Source organism: Actinomadura sp. WMMB 499, assembly GCF_008824145.1.
Classification (GTDB): domain Bacteria; phylum Actinomycetota; class Actinomycetes; order Streptosporangiales; family Streptosporangiaceae; genus Spirillospora.
On record NZ_CP044407.1, the window covers coordinates 7636554 to 7653386 of the forward strand.

Here is a 16833-nt window from a genome sequence, read left to right on the forward strand (position 1 = left end):
GAAATATGCGGACCGGGACGCCGATGGCGCGGCGTAGGGTCATGTCGGTGCGTACTGCGAAGACGGTGGTCGAAAGCCCGCATTTCGTCATCAGGGCGGTGGAGTGCGAGGACGACCACACGCGCTGGTCCGCCCCCGAGACCTCGCCCGTCGCCGAGATCGTCCTGGTGCGGCGGGGCCGGTTCCGGCTCGACTGCCGGGGCGGGCGGGTGATGGCGGATCCCACCACCGGCTACGTGCACCGGCCGGGGGACGAGGTGCGCTTCGCCCATCCGGCGGGCGGCGACGCGTGCACGTCGGTCTCGTTCGCCGGCGGCGCGCTGACGGCGGGCACGCCGGCCGGGCCGAGGCTCGCCGTCCGCGTGGACGCGCGGCTCGAACTCGCCCACCGCCTGCTCCTGCGCACCGGCGCGGACCGGGCCTTCGCCGCCGCGGAGGCCGTCCTCGGGCTCCTGCTCCTGGTCCTGCGCGAGCAGCCCGACGCCCTGCCCGCACCGGGCCGGAAGGCTCTCGCGGACCGGGCGCGGGAGGCGATCGCCGCCGGTGAACCGGACGGCGCCGACCTGGTCGCGCTCGCCCGGCTGCTGGAGACGTCCCCCGCCCACCTGAGCCGGACGTTCCGTCACCACACGGGCATGTCCGTCAGCCGGTACCGCAACCGCGTCCGGATCAGCCGCGCGCTCGCCCGGATCGACGAGGGCGAGACCGACCTCGCCGGGCTCGCGGTCGGCACGGGGTTCAGCGACCAGGCCCACTTCACGCGCGTCATGCGGGACGTGCTGGGGCGCACGCCCGGCCGGGTCGTGCGGCTTCTCGGCGGCGGTCTCTCCCGGGACGGCGGCGCGCGGGTCAGTACTCGTACACCTTGATCAGCGGATCGTCCCCGTCCCAGGACGCGACGATCGACGACGTGCGGCGGTCGCCGCGGAAGTCGACGCGCAGCCGGTCCCGCGACTGCGTCACGCGCGTCTCGTACCCGGGGTTCGGCGTCGCCGACACCAGCCGCACCTCGCCGCCGTCCAGCGACATCGCGGCCTGCCCGCCCCGCAGCGCGTAGCTGCGGACGTTCCCGCGCGATGCGGCGGCGCGGGCCCGCCCGTCCGGACGGGCCGTCGAACCGGCGGTCGCGTCCGGCGGGCTCGCGCTGATCACCGGTCCGGCGATCGGCGGCTGCGCCGCCCGCTCGGTCACCGTCGCGCGCACCACGTCCCGGACGCCGAGCCACGACAGCGTCACCGCGAGCGCGGTCACCCCGACCCACGGGGCGACATACGACATCACGCGACGCATCGCCACATCGTGGCATACGGTTCCGCCATGGCAAGTGTTCTGGTGGTCGAGGACGACGCCGACGTGCGGGCCGCCCTGATCCGCGAGCTCGGCGCCCGCTCGCACGTCGTGCGCAGCGCCGGGACCGCGATGGACGCGCTGCGCGAGGTCACCCAGGAGCCGCCCGACCTCGTCATCCTCGACCTCGGGCTGCCCGACCTCGACGGCGCCGAGGTGCTGAAGATGCTCCGCGGCGTCTCCGACGTCCCGGTCGTCATCGCCACCGCCCGCGACGACGAACCCGAGATCGTCCGGCTGCTGAACGCGGGCGCCGACGACTACCTCGTCAAGCCGTTCTCCGCCGAGCACCTGAACGCCCGGCTCGCCGCCGTGCTGCGCCGGTCGGCGCGGTCCGGGCCCGCCGCGGAGCTGACCGTCGGCGGCCTGCACATCGACCTCGACCGCCGCGAGGCGGGCCTGGACGGCGCCGCCCTCGAGCTGACCCGCCGCGAGTTCGACCTGCTCGCCTACCTCGCCGCCCGGCCCGGCCGCGTCGTCGCCCGCCGCGAACTGCTGGCCGAGGTGTGGCGGCAGGCGTACGGCGACGACCAGACCATCGACGTGCACCTGTCGTGGCTGCGCCGCAAGCTCGGCGAGACCGCCGCCGCGCCCCGCTACCTGCACACCGTCCGCGGCGTCGGCGTCCGGCTCGCCCCGCCCGAACGGCCATGAGGCGCACGCTCGTCCTGGTGTCCCTCGCGGTCACCTCGATGGTCGCGCTCGCCTTCCTCATCCCGCTCGCCCTCACCGTCCGGGAGCTCTCCCGGGACCGCGCGCTCACCGCCGCCGAACGCCAGGCCAGCGCCCTCGGCCCCGTCCTCGCCGTCACCCGCGACCCGGCCGCCCTCGAACGCGCCGTCGCCAGCACCCGTGCGGGCGCCGCGGGCCGGATGACGCTGCACCTGCCGGACGGCGGGACCGTCCCGGCCCACCGCGGCGGCGTCAACGCCGACCCCCGCGAACTCGACCGCGCCGGCCGCCGCGGCCGCGCCTACACCGTCCGCGTGCCCGGCGGGTACGCGCTGCTGCAGCCGGTCGCCCTGGACGCCGGACGCAGCACCGTCATCGAGGTGTTCGTCCCGTCCGAGGACATGTCCCGCGGCGTGCCGGAGGCGTGGGCCGTCATGACGGCCGTCGCCGCGGCCCTCGTCGCCGGTTCGGTCGCCGTCGCCGACCGGCTCGGCAACCGGATGATCCGCTCCACCCGGCGGCTCGCCGTGGCCGCCGCCGCGTTCGGCGACGGCGAACTGAGCGTCCGCATCGAGCCCGACGGGCCGCCCGAGCTGATCGAGGCCGGGCGCGCCTTCAACGCGATGGCCGACCACGTCGTCCAGCTGCTGTCCGCCGAGCGCGAGATGGCGGCCGACCTCTCGCACCGGCTCCGCACCCCCCTCGCCGCGCTCCGGCTCAACGCCGAGGCCCTCGGCCCCGGCCCGGTCGCCGACGAGACCCGCGAGGCCGTCGACCGCATCGAACGCGAGGTCGACCAGATCATCCGCACCGTCCGCCGCCCCACCGGACGCGGCAGCTGCGACGCCGCGAAGGTCCTGCGGGAACGCGTCGAGTTCTGGTCCGTGCTCGCCGAGGACGAGGGCCGCGCCTGCGAGCTGATCGGCGCCGCGCAGCCCGCCCCGCTCCCGCTCCCCGGCACCGAACTCGCCGCCGCCGTCGACGCCCTGCTCGGCAACGTGTTCCGGCACACCGCCGAGGGCACCGGCTTCGCCGTCACCCTGCACATCGGCAAGGGCCTGACCGGGATCCTCGTCGCCGACGGCGGCCCCGGCATCGCCGACCCCGACGCCGCCCTGCGCCGCGGCAGCAGCGGCGGCGGCTCCACCGGCCTCGGCCTCGACATCGCCCGCCGCGCCGCCGAGTCCACCGGCGGCCACCTGCGCATCCACCGCTCGGTGTTCGGCGGCGCGCAGATCCAGATGTGGTTCCGCACGAAGTACCTGCCGCCGCCGCGCCGCTCCCGCCGCCTCGTCCGCCGCCGCCACGCCCGCTAGCCTCCGGCCCATGGACGTCACCGGAGTCGCGGTCACGTACAAGAAGCAGACCGCCTGCCCGAGCCACTTCGCCCGCATCGTCCTCGACTTCGAACCGGCGGACGCCTACACGTTCGTGAACGCGGTCCCGGCCGGCGCGATGCAGTACCCCGACTCCCAGGCCCGGTTCGTGCCCGTCGTCGACGAGACCGTCCACGAGCGACTGGAGACCGTCTTCGGCGCCGGACCGCCGCCCGTCCGGGTCACGCTCCGCCAGGCCCTCGACCACCCCGTCGACTCCTCGGACGCGAGCTTCCGCGCCGCCGCCCTGCACGCCGTCCGGGAGGCGCTCGACCGGGCGGGCCACCGCCTCGACGAGCGGATCCGCATCGAGGAGACCGCCGGAGCGCTGGGCCCGCCCGACCGCGTCCCGTACCTGCGCACGCTGCTCGACGAGCCCCGCCACCGCTTCCAGGCCCTCGACCTGTGCGGCGACCTGCTCGCCGAAGCACCACGCGACGCCGCCGCCCTCCTCCCCGCCCTCGCCCGCCTCGTGGATTCCCCGGACGACCGCGAAGCCCTCCGCGCCGTCCGCGTCCTCACCACCGCACCCCACGACCGCGCCCGCGAACTCGTCGCTCGTGCCGTGGAGCGCCCCGCCGGGCAGGCCCGCGACCGGGCCGTGCTGACCCTCGCCGAACGAGGCGACCCCCGTGCCGCCGAGCCCCTCGCCGAGCTCCTCGCCCGCGACCGCCTGCCGAAGGACGTCGAGTGGCCCGTCCACGCGATGAAGGCCCACGCATCGGTCGTGCTGCCCCCGATCCGAAGCCGGGTGGAGGCCGCGGTACCGGGTGCCCTCGAGCCGTTCCTGTTCGAGCTCGTGTGCCGGATCTCCCGCTGGGGCGCGACGGCCGCACCCCTGGCCCCGTCCCTGCGCGCTCTCGCCTCCGGAGCCGATGGCTGGACGTCCCGCGAACTGGCCCGAGCCCTCGACCGCATCGCACCGCCCCGCTGACCGGACGCGCGCCACCCTGCTCCGTCGAGAGCTGTGTGGTGGCGATCGAGTGGCTCGTCCTGGGGAACGCGCGTCCATCCCCGACGTCGTGCACGGCGCAGAGGTGCTCGCGGTTCCGGATGGTGCGGACTGCGGGCCGTCCCTGCGGTTACGTTCTTGCGCGCCGGGATGGAAGGTCGCATAAGTCTCGCTCAGTGCATCCCTAAGGGAGGCTTAAGGGGCGGGACGGGCGGGGCGCGGGTGCCTACGTTCGAGGTGTCACATCGCAGACACGGTGGAGGTGCACCGGCGGAAAGCGAAGCGGCGGCCGGACCCTCGCTCCGGCCAGGTTCCTGATTGAGACAGGATCCGGCCCGTACGGTCCCGTTACCCCGCTCTGGGACCGTGCGGGCCGTTTCCGCTTTCCCGGGGGACCGCGCCGAAGAGCAGGAGCCGGAAGGCGTCGGCGGTGCCGTCGGCGGTGGTGCCGCCGGTGGCGAGGCGGCGGATCGCGAGGCCGTACAGGAGCGCGACGACGGTCGGGGCGTGCCGTTCGGCGTCCGGGAGGCCGAGGGCGGTGAGGACGGCGGCGGCGAGGCGGTCGTAGGCCTCGACCGAGCGGGTGGAGGTCTCGCGGACGCCCGGGTCGCGGGCGGCGTGCAGGTGCAGTTCGAGGTTGGCGAGCTGCTCGGGGCCGCGGGCGAACTCGGTGACGGCCTTCTCGACCTGGTCGGGGGCCTGGCCGGGGGCGATACCGGCGTCGGCCAGGTCGGCGACGCGGGCGGTGATGCGGGCGATCTCGAGGTCGACGTAGGTCTGGAGCGCTTCGCGCAGCAGGGCGTCCTGGCTGGGGAAGTGGTAGGTCAGGGAGCCGAGGGAGACACCGGCCGCCTTGGCGACGGCGCGGTTGGTCACGGCGCCGATGCCCTGCTCGCCGATCAGGCGGAGGGTGGCGCTGAGGATCTGGTCGCGGGCGCTCATCGATGTTCAGTCTTCCGCACGCCCCGGGCCCGCGTTATCGTTCGTTCGAACGAACGAGAGGGGTGGTCGCGTGGACCTCGGGCTGGCCGGGCAGGCGAACGCGCTGGCGGAAGGCGACGTCTCGGCGGACGAGCTGGTGCGGGCGTCGCTGGAGGCGATCCGGCGGCGGGACGATCTGGGCGCGTTCCGCGTCGTGCGGGACGAGGCGGCCCTGCGGGAGGCAGCCGAGGCGGACGGGCGGCTGCGGGCCGGCGAGCGGCTCCCGCTGCTGGGCGTCCCGGTCGCGATCAAGGACGACACGGACCTGGCGGGGGAGACGACGCCGTTCGCGGTCGGGGGCGAGCACCCGGTCAGGACCGAGGACGCCGAGGTGGTGCGCAAGCTGCGGGCGGCCGGGGCGATCGTGGTCGGCAAGACGACGACGTGCGAGGTCGGGCTCTGGCCGTTCAGCGAGTCGCCGGAGTACGGGGTCGCGCGGAACCCGTGGAACCCCGCGTACACGCCCGGCGGTTCGTCGGGCGGGTCGGCGGCGGCCGTGGCGGCGGGGATGGTCGCGGCGGCGGTGGGCTCCGACGGGGCCGGGTCGATCCGGATCCCGGCGGCCTGGACCGGGCTGGTCGGGATCAAGCCGCAGCGGGGACGGGTGTCCGGGTTCCCGCACACCGACCCCTTCAACGGGATCACGGTGTGGGGGCCCCTGGCGCGCAGCGTCGAGGACGCGGCCCTGCTGCTGGACGTGCTGACGGGGAGCCGCCCGGAGGACGCCTACCGGCTGGACCCGCCGGTCCGTCCGTTCGCCGAGGCGGCCCGGCGGGAGCCGGGACGGCTGCGGGTGGCGGTGTCGTTCCGGACGGCGCTCGGCGTGCGCGGCAGGCTCGATCCGCAGATCCGGGCGGGCGTCGAGCGGCTGGCGCGGCGGCTGACGGACCTGGGGCACAAGGTGTTCCCCGCCGACCCCGACTACGGGCCGGTGGGGCTCGGGCTGATCCCGCGCGGGACGGCCGGGGTGGCCGACTGGCTCGACTCGATGGTCGACCCGCGGCCGGAGGCCCGGACGGCGGTCGAGGCGCGGATCGGGCGCCTGGTCGGCCGGCGGGCGCTGCCGCTGGCACGGAGGATGGACCCGCACCTCTGGCGCCGGGCCGGGCGCATCTTCCGGTACGCCGATGTCGTGCTCACCCCCACCACCGCGTCCACCCCCCTGCGGGTCGGGGCCTTCACGGGGGCCGGATACCGCAAGACCCAGTCCGGGGTCGCGGCGGCCTGCCCGTACGCGTGGACGTGGAACGTCCTCGGGTGGCCCGGCGTGAACGTGCCCGCCGGGCTCACCCGGGACGGCCTGCCGATCGGCGCGCAGCTCCTCGGCCACGACTCGGACGAGGCCACGCTGATCTCGCTCGCGGCCCAGCTGGAGGCGGTCGAGGGGTGGACGGAGCGGCGGGCCTGCTGAGAGGGCTCAGTACCCGGCGCCCGTCAGCATGCCGCCGTCCACGAGGACCTCGCTGCCGCTGCAGTAGGACGAGTCGTCCGACGCCAGGTAGACGACGAGGCCCGAGACCTCCTTCGTCTTGCCCATGCGCCCGAGCGGCAGCGCCTTCAGGAAGGCGTCGGCGCTGTCGGCGGTGGCGGCGACGACGTCCTCCTGCAGGGAGAGTTGCGTCAGGACGCCGCCGGGATGGATCGAGTTCACCCGGATGCCGTCCGCGCCCAGCTCGCGGGCGGCGGCCTTCGTCAGGCCGCGGATCCCGAACTTGCTCGCGCTGTAGGCGGCGAGGCCGGACGCGCCGATGAACCCCTCGGTCGACGACACGTTCACGATCGAACCGCCGCCCGCGTCCCGCATCGCCGCGGTCACCGACTTCACGCCGAGCCACTGGCCGACCAGGTTAACCTCCAGGACCTGCCGGAACTCGTCGACCGACATGTCCTCGATGCGCTTGTGCCGCATGATGCCCGCGTTGTTCACCAGGACGTTGAGGGCGCCGAACGTGTCGACGGCGGTCCTCACGGCGGTCTCCCAGTCGCCGGGGTCCGAGACGTCCATGCGGACGAACCGGACGTCGTCCCCGACGTCGGCCGCGAGCTTGGCGCCCTCCTCCGCGAGGACGTCGCCGAACACGACCTTCGCCCCCTCGGCGACGAACCGGCGCACGTGCGCCTTGCCCATCCCGCGCGCGCCCCCGGTGATCAGCGCCACCTTGCCGTCGAGCTGTCCCATCAACGCTCCCTTTCGCCGTGCCACCGCCCGTCAAGCTAGCGAACGCTTGGTTCGGCGAACAAGGCCGGTCCCGGTGGTCAGGACCGGAGCGCGTCCCGCGACAGCCGGTCCGCGCGCCGCGTCGTCTCCGGCAGGCGGTGGTCGGGCGCCAGCTCCAGGACGATCCGGCACGCGTCGTCGAGGCCGGTGCGGTGCCCGACGGACACGAACACCGGCTTCACGCCGTCCTGCGTCCGCAGCACCCGCCCGACGACCTCGCCGCCGGCGGTCAGCGGGCTCGCGTCGCCGCGCCGCGCGCCCGGCGCCGCGTGCTCGCCGACGAACGCCGTCTTGCCCACCCCGATCGACGGCAGGCCGGTCAGCACGCCGACATGGCAGGCGAGCCCGAACCGGCGCGGGTGCGCGACGCCGAAACCGTCGCAGACCAGCAGATCCGGGGACGTCTCCAGCCCGCGCAGCGCCTCGACCAGCGTGGGCAGCTCCCGGAAGGCGAACAGGCCGGGGACGTACGGGAACGCGGCCGTGCCGACGGCGACGGACTCCTCGACGACCCGCAGCGTGGCGGCGTCCAGGACGACCGCCGCGGCCGCCAGCCGCGTCCCGGTGCCGCCGCCGTCGCCCGCGTACGAGACGTCCAGCCCGGCGACCGTGCGGGGCCGGAGGGGGCCGGGGGAGTCCAGGTCGAGCAGCGGGCGGAGCCGGTCCTGGATCGCCTCCGCCTCCGCCTGCGTGGACGGCCACGGGTGGAGATCGCGTACCTGCATGGACCGGGACGCTATCTCAGGACAGCGCGGCGTACGCGGCCTCGACCAGCCGGTACGCGCGCAGATCGCCGGAGAGTTGGGCGCCCATGAAGTTCGGCAGGTAGGCGATCGCCAGCCCGGCGTCCGGGTCGCCGAGCCCGATCGAGCCGCCCGCGCCCGTGTGGCCGAACGCCGAGTCCCGTGCGGCGACCGGGGTGAAGAACGTCGCCGCCGGACGCATGAAACCGAGGCCGAACGCGCTGTCGATGAGCAGCGTCCGGTCGGGGCCGCTCGCGCGGGTGCGCATCGCCTCGCGGAGCGTGTCCGGGCGCAGGATCCGGCCGGCGGCGAGGTCGCGGTAGAACGCGGCGAACGCGGGGGCGGTCGCGAGCATTCCGGCCGACGGCCAGCCCGCCCGCAGCACCACCGGGTTGTTGTAGCCGCCCTTGCCGGGGTGCGGGTTGTTCAGCGCCCGGTTCATCGCGCTGTCCGGGTCGGTGTACGCGCTCGCGAGCCGGTCGAGGAGCGAGGCGTCGCCCGCGGGCGGCGGCGCGTCCGCCCCGCCGCCGCTCGTCACCCGGCGGCCCGCCGACATCTTCGCGGCCCGCTCGATGACCCCGTCCGGGGCGCCGATCCACAGGTCGAGGCCGCGCGCGAACTCGTCCGCGACGAACGCGCCGACCGTCCATCCGGACAGCCGCCGCACGATCTCGCCGGCCAGCCAGCCGTAGGTCAGCGCGTGGTAGCCGTGCGCCTCGCCGGGTGTCCACTCCGGCTCCTGCGCGGCCAGCTCGGCGGCCCGCGCGGGCGCGTCCGCGGCCTCCTCCGCCGACACCGGACGGGCGAACGCGGGCAGCCCGGCCTGGTGCGACAGCAGGTGCGCGGCCGTGGTGCCCTCCTTGCCCGCCGCGCCGAACTCGGGCCACCAGTCGGTGACCGGGCCGTCCACGTCGTACGCGCCGCGCTCGGCGAGCAGCATCGCGGCGGCGGCCGTCACCGCCTTGGTGCAGGAGAACCCGAAGCAGGGGGTGTCGGCGCGCCACGCGCGGCCGGTGCGGCGGTCGGCGATCCCGCCCCACAGGTCCACGACCTTGCGGTCGCCCGCGTACACCGCGACGGCCGCGCCGAGCTCGCGCCCCTCGGCGAAGTTCCGCTCGAACACCTCGCGCACGCGGGCGAACGCCGGGTCGCAGTCGCCCTGAACGGTCACGGCGGGATCGGGCGCGGCGGGATCGGGTGCGGCGGGTTCGGGCACGGCGGGTTCGGTCATGGGGGGTCCTGCCTTTCCACGGGAAGGTTCATCGAATCATGCGCCGCCGGACCCGGCCGGACGCGGGCGATCTAGAGTCGGAGGCGATGAAGAGGCTGCTGATCGTCCACCACACCCCGTCGCCGAACCTCCAGGCGATGTACGAGGCCGTGCACTCGGGAGCGTCCACCGACGAGATCGAGGGCGTCGAGGTAGTGGCCCGTCCCGCGCTGACCGCGTCGCCCGTGGACGTGCTGGAGGCGGACGGCTACCTGCTCGGCTCGCCGGTCAACCTCGGCTACCTGTCGGGCGCGCTCAAGCACTTCTTCGACCAGATCTACTACCCGTGCCTGGAGGAGACGGTCCGCCGCCCCTTCGGCGCGTACCTGCACGCCGGCAGCGACGCGACCGGGGCGCTGCGGGCCCTGGAGTCGATCACGACGGGCCTGAAGTGGCGCGCCGTCTGCCCGCCCGCGGTCGTGACCGGCGAGCCCCGCCGCGACGCGCTCGAGGAGTGCTGGGAGCTCGGCGCGATGGTCGCCGCCGAACTCGGCTCCGTCTGACCTCGGCGGAACGGGACGGACGCGACGCGCCGTCCCCGCGGCGACGGCGCCGCGCCGGGCACGGCACCGCTAACGTGCCGACATGAGTGGATTCCGGCATGTGGTGATGTTCAAGTGGGCCGAGGGGACGACCACCGGCCAGCAGGAGGAGGTCGCGGCGCGGCTCTCCGAGCTGCCCGGTCTCATCCCGGAGATCCGGGAGTACGTCATGGGCACCGACGCGGGGCTGTCCCCGGGCGCGTACGACTTCGTGGTGGTCGCGGACTTCGCGGACGCGGACGCCTTCCGGGTGTACCGGGACCATCCGGCCCACCGCACGGTCGCGGACGATCTGATCGCGCCGATCATGGCCGAGCGAGCGGTCGTGCAGCACGAGCGGTAGGGATACCGAGCAAGCGCTTGTGTCTGAAGCTGTTTCAGGTTAACGTCGTTGTGACGCCGCCCACCGGGGACGGATCGCGCCCCGTCTCCGGTGGACGGCCTCGAAGCCGGAGTGCCGGCACCGTGCGGCCGGGGAGTCGATGAGATGGCGGTACCCCGTAGAGTCGCCACGAATCGCGATTGAGACTCCCGTCTCTACGGGAGTCTCATATATGGGCGTCCCGTACACCCGCATTTCCCGCAAAGTTCTCCGCCGTGTCGCCCCGTGCGCCGCATGTCGGCTGCGCGAACCGGTGCGCGCGCCGCCGCGCGCGTCCGTCCTCGACCTCCGCGGATCAGCCCCGTGCCCGCGCGTTCAGGATCGCGTCGCGGAGCCGCTGCGGGGTCTCCGCCTCCAGCAGTCGCGGCCCGTTCCGCAGCGGGACCATCGCCCACCACGATCCCGTCGCCGTGCCGAACCAGACCCGCACTCCGGGGAACTGTTCCTGCAACCCGCGCGCCGTGGCGGCGCGCATGGCGGGCGTGGGCTCCCCGTGGCCGGCGGCGTCCCCGTCAGCCGTCATGTCGCCCTCCCCCCGTAGAACTCATCCGTAACAGCGTCCTCGCGGGCCACATCATCACCCCTGCCCGGGAAGTGTGACTAAGCACACTAAGGGGGTTCTGGAGGGTGCACCTCCGGATTCGCGCGGTCGCCGCGCGCCTGGGAAGTATCCCCAGGTCAGTGCAGATTGATCCCGTCGAACATGACCTTCAGGTAATGTTCGGCCAAACCTTCGGCGTTGAGCCTGCCGCCGGGCTTGAACCAGCGGATGGCGACCCACACGGTGTCACGGATCATCCGGTACGTGAGCTTGGGGTCGAGGTCGAGCCGGAACACGCCCTGCTCCTGACCGGCCTTGAGGGTGTCCACCCACATCTTCTCGACCTCGTCCTCGGACTTGGTCAGGTAGGCGAACCGCTCCATCCCCTTGAGGTAGTTCCAGTCGTTCTGCATCACGGTGATCGCCGCGCGGTGCGGCTCCAGCGTGCCGAACGCGGTCCGGACGAGCCCGGCGATCGTGGCGCGCGGGTCGTCGCCGCCCTCGTCGATGACGCGGCGGTACGCGGACATGATGTCCTCGAAGAACCCGGTGAGGATCTCGTCGACGATCGACTCCTTGGAGTCGAAGTGGTGGTAGAGGCTGCCCGACAGGATCCCCGCCTCTTCGGCGATGTTACGGACCGTCGTCGCCTGGAAACCCTTCTCCGCGAACAGTTCGGCCGCCAGCTTGACCAGGTGCTCGCGCCGCTCCGACGCCAGGGCCGGGGACCCCTTGCCGCGACGGCGGGATCCGCCCTCGCCGGAACTGCGGGTTCTGGGTCGTCCGGAATCAGCGTTGGTCGTGGTCACCCCCTCATTATGCCGCCTCGGACAACCGCTTGCTCGCCTTGCGTAGTCTCGGGGCATGTCCGACGTGATCGTGTTCGACCTGTACGGAGTGATCGCCCGAACGCAGAGCCCGGAGGCGGTGCGGCGCATCGAATCCCTGGCCGGGCGCTCGGGGCCCGCGTTCTGGGACGCGTACTGGTCCTGCCGGCCCGCCTACGACGCGGGCCAGGAGAGCACCGCCTACTGGACGAACGTCGCCGCGGCCCTCGGCACCGAGTTCCCCGACGTGCCCGCCCTGATCGAGGCCGACCTCGACAGCTGGACCGACGTCGACGACCGCATGGTCGACCTCGTGGGGGAACTGGCCGACGAGGGGCGCACGCTCGGCCTGCTGTCCAACATCATCGGCGACCTGGTCCCCCGGATCGAGGAGCGGCACGGCTCCTGGCTGGCCCGCTTCGACGCGCTGACCTACTCCTGCCGCATCGGCGTCGCGAAGCCGGACCCTCGCGCCTACCGCATCTGCGCCGAGCGCCTCGGCGTCGATCCGGCCGACGTCGTCTTCTTCGACGACACCGAGCGCAACGTCCTCGCCGCCCGCGAGGTCGGCATGCGCGCCGAGGTCTTCACCGGCCCGGACCAGGTGCGCGCCCTCGTGTCGTGAGCGCGCCGCCCGAGGGCATGGTTCGCCGTCCTGGCGATCAACGACGCGTTCGACCTGGACGCGCCGGCGGCCGGATGTCAGTTCGCGGGCGGGAGTTCGTCGGCGGCCTCCGCCGCCCGGGCGAGGCGCTCGCGCAGCGTGGTGATGAGGGCCTCGGACTGCTCGGTGAGCCGGTCGATCGCGGGGATGGCCAGGTCGTCGCGGACGGTGTCGGCGACCAGTTCGTCGTACTCGTGCGCCTTCGCCGCGATCTCCTCCAGCCGGCGGTGCGCGTCCAGCGCCTCGTCGGCGGCGCGGGCCCGCTCGGCGTACCGCTCCAGCGCCTCGATCCGCCGGGCGACCGACTCGACCGACAGGTCGAGCTTGTCGCGGAGCGGCCGCAGCGCCGCCTCGACCTCCGGGAACGTCGCCGATCCCGCCATCTCCGCGTGATCGGCGCGCAGCTTCGACTGCCGCGCGAGCACCTGCGCGATCTCCCACTCCTGGCGCGGCAGCATGACCGAGTTGTCGGCCGAGTCCAGCAGGCCCTCCCGGTTGACCCGCGAGTCGCGGACGGCGTCCAGCGCGGCCTGCGCGCGGGCGAGCATCGCCCGTCCCTCGGCGTCGAAGTCGTCGAGGGTGTGGTAGCGGTCGCGGTTGCGTTCGAGCTCGCGGACGCGGCGGATGTCGGGCGCCAGCGAGCGCCCGCCGAAGGTGATCATCACGGCGAGCATGCCGAGGCCGAGCAGCCAGAACGGGCCGAGCAGCGTCGACCCGATCAGCCCGAGCATGAGCATCGACGTCGGGACGAGCCAGCCCGGCAGCATGCCGCGCGCGGCGACGGCGTCCAGTTCGGCGCGCAGGGCCGGATCGGCGACGGGGCGCGGTTCCGGCGCCTCGCCCGCCGAACTCTTCGCGGTGCCGCCGACGCGCTTCCAGTCGGATCCGGTGTGGGTCTCGAACGCGACGTCGGTGGCGGCGATCTCGATCTCGATGCCGCCCTCGGGCAGCGGCCAGGACGCGACGGGCTCGCCCCCGCCGGGCCCGGGGTAGCGGACCCACCAGCCGCCCTTGGCGTCGGTGCACAGGTACCTGCCCGGCGCGATGTCGATACCGACGAAGAACGTGCCGTTACCCGGGATGGAATCGCTCCACTGGCCAATGGTCACGGGGACCTCCCACCAGACTCCTCCGCCTGGACGGCCCCGCCCGGCTCAGGCGTCGGCCGCCCTCCCACTCGTTCTGAACGATCGCGGAACGGTAAAGGTTGCCGTACCCACTACCTGCGGCGGAAAGTCGCGTGCGGGGCATTGGATCGGGTTTGGAATACTCCAGTCGTGCGACCCGACTTCGATCCCCTCGACGACCCGCCCTGGGCCATGCAGCTGGTGGTCCGCGCCGAGAAGGCCGATCCGCCCGCGCACGGCGCCGTCTGCGCGGCGGCCGCGGCGGCGGTCGTCCGGCTGCTCACCGACCCGCGGGCGACGGAGCCGGACGGGGAGTGGCGCGCGTCCGTGCACGCGTGGGAGTCGCGCCGGATCCGCAAGGTGACGCGGCGGGCGCGGGGCGTCCGCTGGCCGGAGGCGCAGGCGCTGCCGGGCGTCACCGCCCGGCACGCGGGCGCCCAGGTGCGGGCGTTCCCGCCCGGGCCCGTGTCGGACGTCCCGCCGGAGCTGGCGAAGCTGCAGGTCGCCGGGCTCGATCTCGCGGAGGCCGGCGAGCCGGCACCGCCGCCCGAGCCTCCCTACGCGGCGATCGCCCTCAACCCGGACGTCACGATGACCACGGGGAAGGCCGCGGCGCAGTGCGGGCACGCCGCCCAGCTGCTGCTGCGCCAGGGGAAGCGCCGGCATGTGGCGGCGTGGCTCGAGGCCGGTGCGCGCGTGCACCTGACGCGGGACGTCCCGTGGCGCGCGTGCGTGAAGGAGGCGAGGGGGCGGGATCGGGTCGCGGTCCGTGACGGCGGCTTCACCGAGGTCCCGCCCGGCACGATGACCGCGATCGCCTGGATCGTCCGCTGACAGAGGGGCCCGACGGGCCCCTGCCCGCGGGGCGCCCCGTTTCCCTGTCGCCCCGCACACAAAAGCTGCCAGTGATCAGTGGTGCAAGGGGGTATCGCGCGGGCGCGGAACGTGGTTCCGTTCCGTTCACGGACCGTTCGCCGCAGGATCCGGAGGCCGCGGATGCGCGCAGTGCTGACCACCGACGACAAGACCATGATCGTGACCGAGGTGCCGGACCCGGTCCCGCAGGAAGGGCAACTGCTCGTCCGCACGCTCGCCTGCGGGATCTGCGGCTCCGACCTGCACGCCCTGCAGGACCCGGACGCCTTCATGGAGACCACCCGGCGCTCCGGCGGCAATCCCCACGACCCCCGCGACGGGCTCGTGTTCGGGCACGAGTTCGCCGGCGAGATCGTCGAGCACGGCCCCGGCACCGAGCGGAGGCTCCCGGTCGGCGCCGCCGTGTGCGGGCCGCCGATCGGCATCGGGCCGCAGGGCGCGGGCATCATCGGCTACACGCCCGCCTATCCCGGCGGGTACGGCGAGTACATGATCCTCAACGAGGGCCTGACGCTGCCCGTCCCGGACGGCCTCGACCCCCGGACCGCCGCCATCACCGAGCCGTTCGCCGTCGGCACCCGCGCGGTCGTCCGCAGCGGCATCGCGCCCGGCGCCGTCGCGGTCGTGCTGGGCCTCGGCCCGATCGGGCTCGGCGTCGTCGCCGCCCTCAAGGCGCGCGGCCACGGCCCCGTGATCGCCGTGGACTTCTCCCCGAAGCGCCGCGCCCTCGCCGCGGGCCTCGGCGCCGACGAGGTGATCGACCCCGCCGCCGGATCCCCCTACGACCGGTGGGCGGACCTCGGCGTCCCCACCGGCACCGTCGACCGCATCGCCGCGGAACTGCTCGGGCTCGACGTGCGGGAGGCCGTGGTGTTCGAGTGCGTCGGCGTCCCCGGCATGCTCGCCCGCGCCGTCGAGGGCGCCCCCGCCGGCTCGACGATCATGGTGGTCGGCGTGTGCATGCAGCCGGACGAGATCGAGCCCGGCGTCGCGGTCAGCAAGGAGCTGACGATCCGCGGCACGTTCGGCGCCCTGCCCGCCGAGTACGGCGCCACCCTGACCGACATCGCCGAGGGCAGGATCGACGCCGCGTCCATCATCACCGGCACCGTCGGGCTGGACGGCGTCGCGGACGCCTTCACCGAACTGTCCCGCCCGGACCGGCACGCGAAGATCGTCGTCATCCCGTGACGAACCGGGTCAGCGGCGCGGCAGCCGGTTGATCGCCGCGAGGGCCAGCTCCTGCGTCCTGGTCAGCCCCTCCGGCCCCGGGCCCTGCCCCGGAACGGACGCCCGCGCCGCGCCGCCGACCTGCGCCTTCGCGCTCAGCCCGTACGACAGGAAGAGCAGAACCACGAAGCCCGCCAGATACAGCAGGTGCTCCAGCAGCCCGCCCCACCGCGCGGTGTAGACGTCCAGGACGGCGAACAGCGCGAAACCCGCCATCCACCCGGCCAGCGGCGGCACGAACCAGGTGTCGCGGCGGCGCGCGATCGCCGCCACGGTGACCAGGACGAGCACCGCCTGCACCGCCTTCGCCAGGACGAGGATCGGCCCGGACGGCCCGGACGCGAAGTAGTCCCCGATCTCCTCGCGCCGGTCGCCCCACAGCAGCGTCCCGCTGATCAGGCTCATCACTCCGTAGGCCAGGAGGAACGCGCCGACGGTGTAGTGCTGCCGGTGCCACGTCGGGCTCTCCCCGCGCCCGGCCGCCGCCCCGCCCGTCCCGCCCCGCACGGGCGGCGCGGGCTCGGGAGCCGGGCCCGGGCGCGGTGCCGGGACGGACGGCGCGGGCCCGGGCGCCGCGGGTTCGGGCGCGGGCGGCGGAGCGGGCGTCGTCGCGTCCCCCGGGGCCTCCGGTTCGGGCGTCCCGGCCGACCGGGGGACGGACGGGAGCGGCGCCGGCCGGGTCGCGTCCGCCTCCGGCACCGGCTTCGCGTCCCCGTCCCCCTCCGCGTCCGATGACGGTTCCACGTCCGGTTCGGTCCGGTCGGTCTCGTCGCCGCCCTCGGACGGTGCGGGCAGTTCCGCCGTCCAGCCCTCGGCCGGCACCCGCGGGGACGGGTCGTCCACGAGCGTCTCCCCGGCGACGCGCTCGTCGCCGGGCTCCTCGCGGGCCGCGTCCTCGGCCGTCGCGGACTCCTCCGGCGCACCGTCGCGCTCCGGCAGCCGCTGATCCGGCCGGGTCCGCTCCGCCTCGGCGCCGCCCACGTCATCGCCCCCATCTCGCCGCTTGCCGTCTGCCATGCGCAAGATATCCCGGATGGCGTGCCGCCCGTCGACGCGTGCCGCCCGCTCGTGGCGGCGCGTCCGGC

The 16833-nt window shown here is 74.5% G+C and carries 19 protein-coding genes; 10 read left to right on the forward strand and 9 right to left on the reverse strand.

Annotation, left to right across the window (positions count from 1 at the left end; genetic code table 11):
* Positions 1 to 47 precede the first annotated feature (47 nt).
* Positions 48 to 869, forward strand: a complete 822-nt coding sequence (locus F7P10_RS34720; RefSeq protein ID WP_176611779.1) for an AraC family transcriptional regulator — start codon at positions 48 to 50, stop codon at positions 867 to 869.
* Here the strand turns inward: F7P10_RS34720 and F7P10_RS34725 are convergent.
* A complete protein-coding gene (locus F7P10_RS34725; protein ID WP_151016026.1) occupies positions 850 to 1290 on the reverse strand; it encodes a hypothetical protein in 441 nt (146 codons plus the stop codon). The two genes, F7P10_RS34720 and F7P10_RS34725, sit on opposite strands and share 20 nt — an antisense overlap.
* Positions 1291 to 1317: 27 nt before the next feature.
* Between F7P10_RS34725 and F7P10_RS34730 the strand changes: the two genes are divergently transcribed.
* From F7P10_RS34730 to F7P10_RS34740, 3 genes are read left to right on the forward strand one after another with little or no spacing between them, the layout of a single operon-like run.
* Entirely contained in the window at positions 1318 to 2001 is a 684-nt protein-coding gene (locus F7P10_RS34730) for a response regulator transcription factor (protein WP_176611780.1), read from the forward strand.
* Positions 1998 to 3335 carry a HAMP domain-containing sensor histidine kinase gene (locus F7P10_RS34735; RefSeq protein WP_151016030.1) on the forward strand — a complete coding sequence of 446 codons (1338 nt, stop codon included), beginning with the start codon at positions 1998 to 2000 and terminating at the stop codon, positions 3333 to 3335. Before F7P10_RS34730 ends, F7P10_RS34735 begins: the two co-directional genes overlap by 4 nt.
* A gap of 10 nt (positions 3336 to 3345) precedes the next feature.
* Positions 3346 to 4329, forward strand: a complete 984-nt coding sequence (locus tag F7P10_RS34740) for a HEAT repeat domain-containing protein (RefSeq protein ID WP_151016032.1) — start codon at positions 3346 to 3348, stop codon at positions 4327 to 4329.
* Between the two features lie 366 nt (positions 4330 to 4695).
* Here the strand turns inward: F7P10_RS34740 and F7P10_RS34745 are convergent, their stop codons facing one another.
* Positions 4696 to 5289, reverse strand: coding sequence for a TetR/AcrR family transcriptional regulator (locus F7P10_RS34745; RefSeq protein ID WP_151016034.1), 594 nt, complete (start codon positions 5287 to 5289; stop codon positions 4696 to 4698).
* Positions 5290 to 5359: 70 nt separating this feature from the next.
* Here F7P10_RS34745 and F7P10_RS34750 point away from each other — a divergent pair, with 70 nt between their 5' ends.
* On the forward strand, positions 5360 to 6739 hold the full coding sequence (locus F7P10_RS34750) for an amidase (protein WP_151016036.1): 1380 nt from the start codon (positions 5360 to 5362) through the stop codon (positions 6737 to 6739).
* Positions 6740 to 6745: 6 nt separating this feature from the next.
* Here F7P10_RS34750 and F7P10_RS34755 read toward each other — a convergent pair whose 3' ends face one another.
* The 3 genes from F7P10_RS34755 to F7P10_RS34765 all read right to left on the reverse strand — a co-directional run bounded on the left by F7P10_RS34755 (position 6746) and on the right by F7P10_RS34765 (position 9520).
* Positions 6746 to 7507 carry a glucose 1-dehydrogenase gene (locus F7P10_RS34755; protein WP_151016038.1) on the reverse strand — a complete coding sequence of 254 codons (762 nt, stop codon included), beginning with the start codon at positions 7505 to 7507 and terminating at the stop codon, positions 6746 to 6748.
* 77 nt (positions 7508 to 7584) lie between these two features.
* The gene (locus tag F7P10_RS34760) at positions 7585 to 8271 is read right to left on the reverse strand and encodes an endonuclease V (RefSeq protein WP_151016040.1); all 687 of its coding nucleotides are present in this window, start codon (positions 8269 to 8271) and stop codon (positions 7585 to 7587) included.
* A 16-nt stretch (positions 8272 to 8287) separates the two neighbouring features.
* A complete protein-coding gene (locus F7P10_RS34765) occupies positions 8288 to 9520 on the reverse strand; it encodes a serine hydrolase domain-containing protein (protein ID WP_151016042.1) in 1233 nt (410 codons plus the stop codon).
* Positions 9521 to 9606: 86 nt separating this feature from the next.
* On the opposite strand from F7P10_RS34765, the gene F7P10_RS34770 reads away from it, so the two are divergent.
* Both F7P10_RS34770 and F7P10_RS34775 read left to right on the forward strand, forming a co-directional pair.
* A complete protein-coding gene (locus F7P10_RS34770; RefSeq protein WP_151016044.1) occupies positions 9607 to 10062 on the forward strand; it encodes a flavodoxin family protein in 456 nt (151 codons plus the stop codon).
* Positions 10063 to 10144: 82 nt separating this feature from the next.
* Positions 10145 to 10444, forward strand: coding sequence for a Dabb family protein (locus F7P10_RS34775; protein WP_151016046.1), 300 nt, complete (start codon positions 10145 to 10147; stop codon positions 10442 to 10444).
* Between the two features lie 334 nt (positions 10445 to 10778).
* On the opposite strand, the gene F7P10_RS34780 is transcribed toward F7P10_RS34775, so the two are convergent.
* Entirely contained in the window at positions 10779 to 11006 is a 228-nt protein-coding gene (locus F7P10_RS34780) for a hypothetical protein (RefSeq protein WP_151016048.1), read from the reverse strand.
* A gap of 155 nt (positions 11007 to 11161) precedes the next feature.
* Positions 11162 to 11833: a TetR/AcrR family transcriptional regulator gene (locus F7P10_RS34785; protein WP_254716173.1), complete on the reverse strand. Its 672-nt coding sequence runs from the start codon at positions 11831 to 11833 to the stop codon at positions 11162 to 11164.
* A gap of 55 nt (positions 11834 to 11888) precedes the next feature.
* Between F7P10_RS34785 and F7P10_RS34790 the strand changes: the two genes are divergently transcribed.
* Entirely contained in the window at positions 11889 to 12476 is a 588-nt protein-coding gene (locus F7P10_RS34790) for an HAD family phosphatase (RefSeq protein ID WP_151016052.1), read from the forward strand.
* Positions 12477 to 12553: 77 nt separating this feature from the next.
* Here the strand turns inward: F7P10_RS34790 and F7P10_RS34795 are convergent, their stop codons facing one another.
* A complete protein-coding gene (locus tag F7P10_RS34795; RefSeq protein ID WP_151016054.1) occupies positions 12554 to 13624 on the reverse strand; it encodes a hypothetical protein in 1071 nt (356 codons plus the stop codon).
* A 168-nt stretch (positions 13625 to 13792) separates the two neighbouring features.
* On the opposite strand from F7P10_RS34795, the gene F7P10_RS34800 reads away from it, so the two are divergent.
* Together F7P10_RS34800 and F7P10_RS34805 are read left to right on the forward strand one after the other, a co-directional pair.
* Entirely contained in the window at positions 13793 to 14476 is a 684-nt protein-coding gene (locus F7P10_RS34800) for a peptidyl-tRNA hydrolase (protein WP_151016056.1), read from the forward strand.
* 162 nt (positions 14477 to 14638) lie between these two features.
* Entirely contained in the window at positions 14639 to 15709 is a 1071-nt protein-coding gene (locus F7P10_RS34805; protein WP_151016058.1) for a zinc-binding dehydrogenase, read from the forward strand.
* A gap of 9 nt (positions 15710 to 15718) precedes the next feature.
* On the opposite strand, the gene F7P10_RS34810 is transcribed toward F7P10_RS34805, so the two are convergent.
* A complete protein-coding gene (locus tag F7P10_RS34810) occupies positions 15719 to 16765 on the reverse strand; it encodes a hypothetical protein (protein ID WP_151016060.1) in 1047 nt (348 codons plus the stop codon).
* Positions 16766 to 16833 lie beyond the last annotated feature (68 nt).

Coding starts and splice junctions, on each gene's coding strand:
- F7P10_RS34735 (WP_151016030.1), top strand. CDS start 1,998: ATGAGGCGCACGCTCGTCCTGGTGTCCCTCGCGGTCACCTCGATGGTC.
- F7P10_RS34740 (WP_151016032.1), top strand. CDS start 3,346: ATGGACGTCACCGGAGTCGCGGTCACGTACAAGAAGCAGACCGCCTGC.
- F7P10_RS34745 (WP_151016034.1), bottom strand. CDS start 5,289: ATGAGCGCCCGCGACCAGATCCTCAGCGCCACCCTCCGCCTGATCGGC.
- F7P10_RS34810 (WP_151016060.1), bottom strand. CDS start 16,765: ATGGCAGACGGCAAGCGGCGAGATGGGGGCGATGACGTGGGCGGCGCC.
- F7P10_RS34730 (WP_176611780.1), top strand. CDS start 1,318: ATGGCAAGTGTTCTGGTGGTCGAGGACGACGCCGACGTGCGGGCCGCC.
- F7P10_RS34765 (WP_151016042.1), bottom strand. CDS start 9,520: ATGACCGAACCCGCCGTGCCCGAACCCGCCGCACCCGATCCCGCCGCG.
- F7P10_RS34805 (WP_151016058.1), top strand. CDS start 14,639: ATGCGCGCAGTGCTGACCACCGACGACAAGACCATGATCGTGACCGAG.
- F7P10_RS34780 (WP_151016048.1), bottom strand. CDS start 11,006: ATGACGGCTGACGGGGACGCCGCCGGCCACGGGGAGCCCACGCCCGCC.
- F7P10_RS34760 (WP_151016040.1), bottom strand. CDS start 8,271: ATGCAGGTACGCGATCTCCACCCGTGGCCGTCCACGCAGGCGGAGGCG.
- F7P10_RS34755 (WP_151016038.1), bottom strand. CDS start 7,507: ATGGGACAGCTCGACGGCAAGGTGGCGCTGATCACCGGGGGCGCGCGC.
- F7P10_RS34725 (WP_151016026.1), bottom strand. CDS start 1,290: ATGCGTCGCGTGATGTCGTATGTCGCCCCGTGGGTCGGGGTGACCGCG.
- F7P10_RS34775 (WP_151016046.1), top strand. CDS start 10,145: ATGAGTGGATTCCGGCATGTGGTGATGTTCAAGTGGGCCGAGGGGACG.
- F7P10_RS34770 (WP_151016044.1), top strand. CDS start 9,607: ATGAAGAGGCTGCTGATCGTCCACCACACCCCGTCGCCGAACCTCCAG.
- F7P10_RS34790 (WP_151016052.1), top strand. CDS start 11,889: ATGTCCGACGTGATCGTGTTCGACCTGTACGGAGTGATCGCCCGAACG.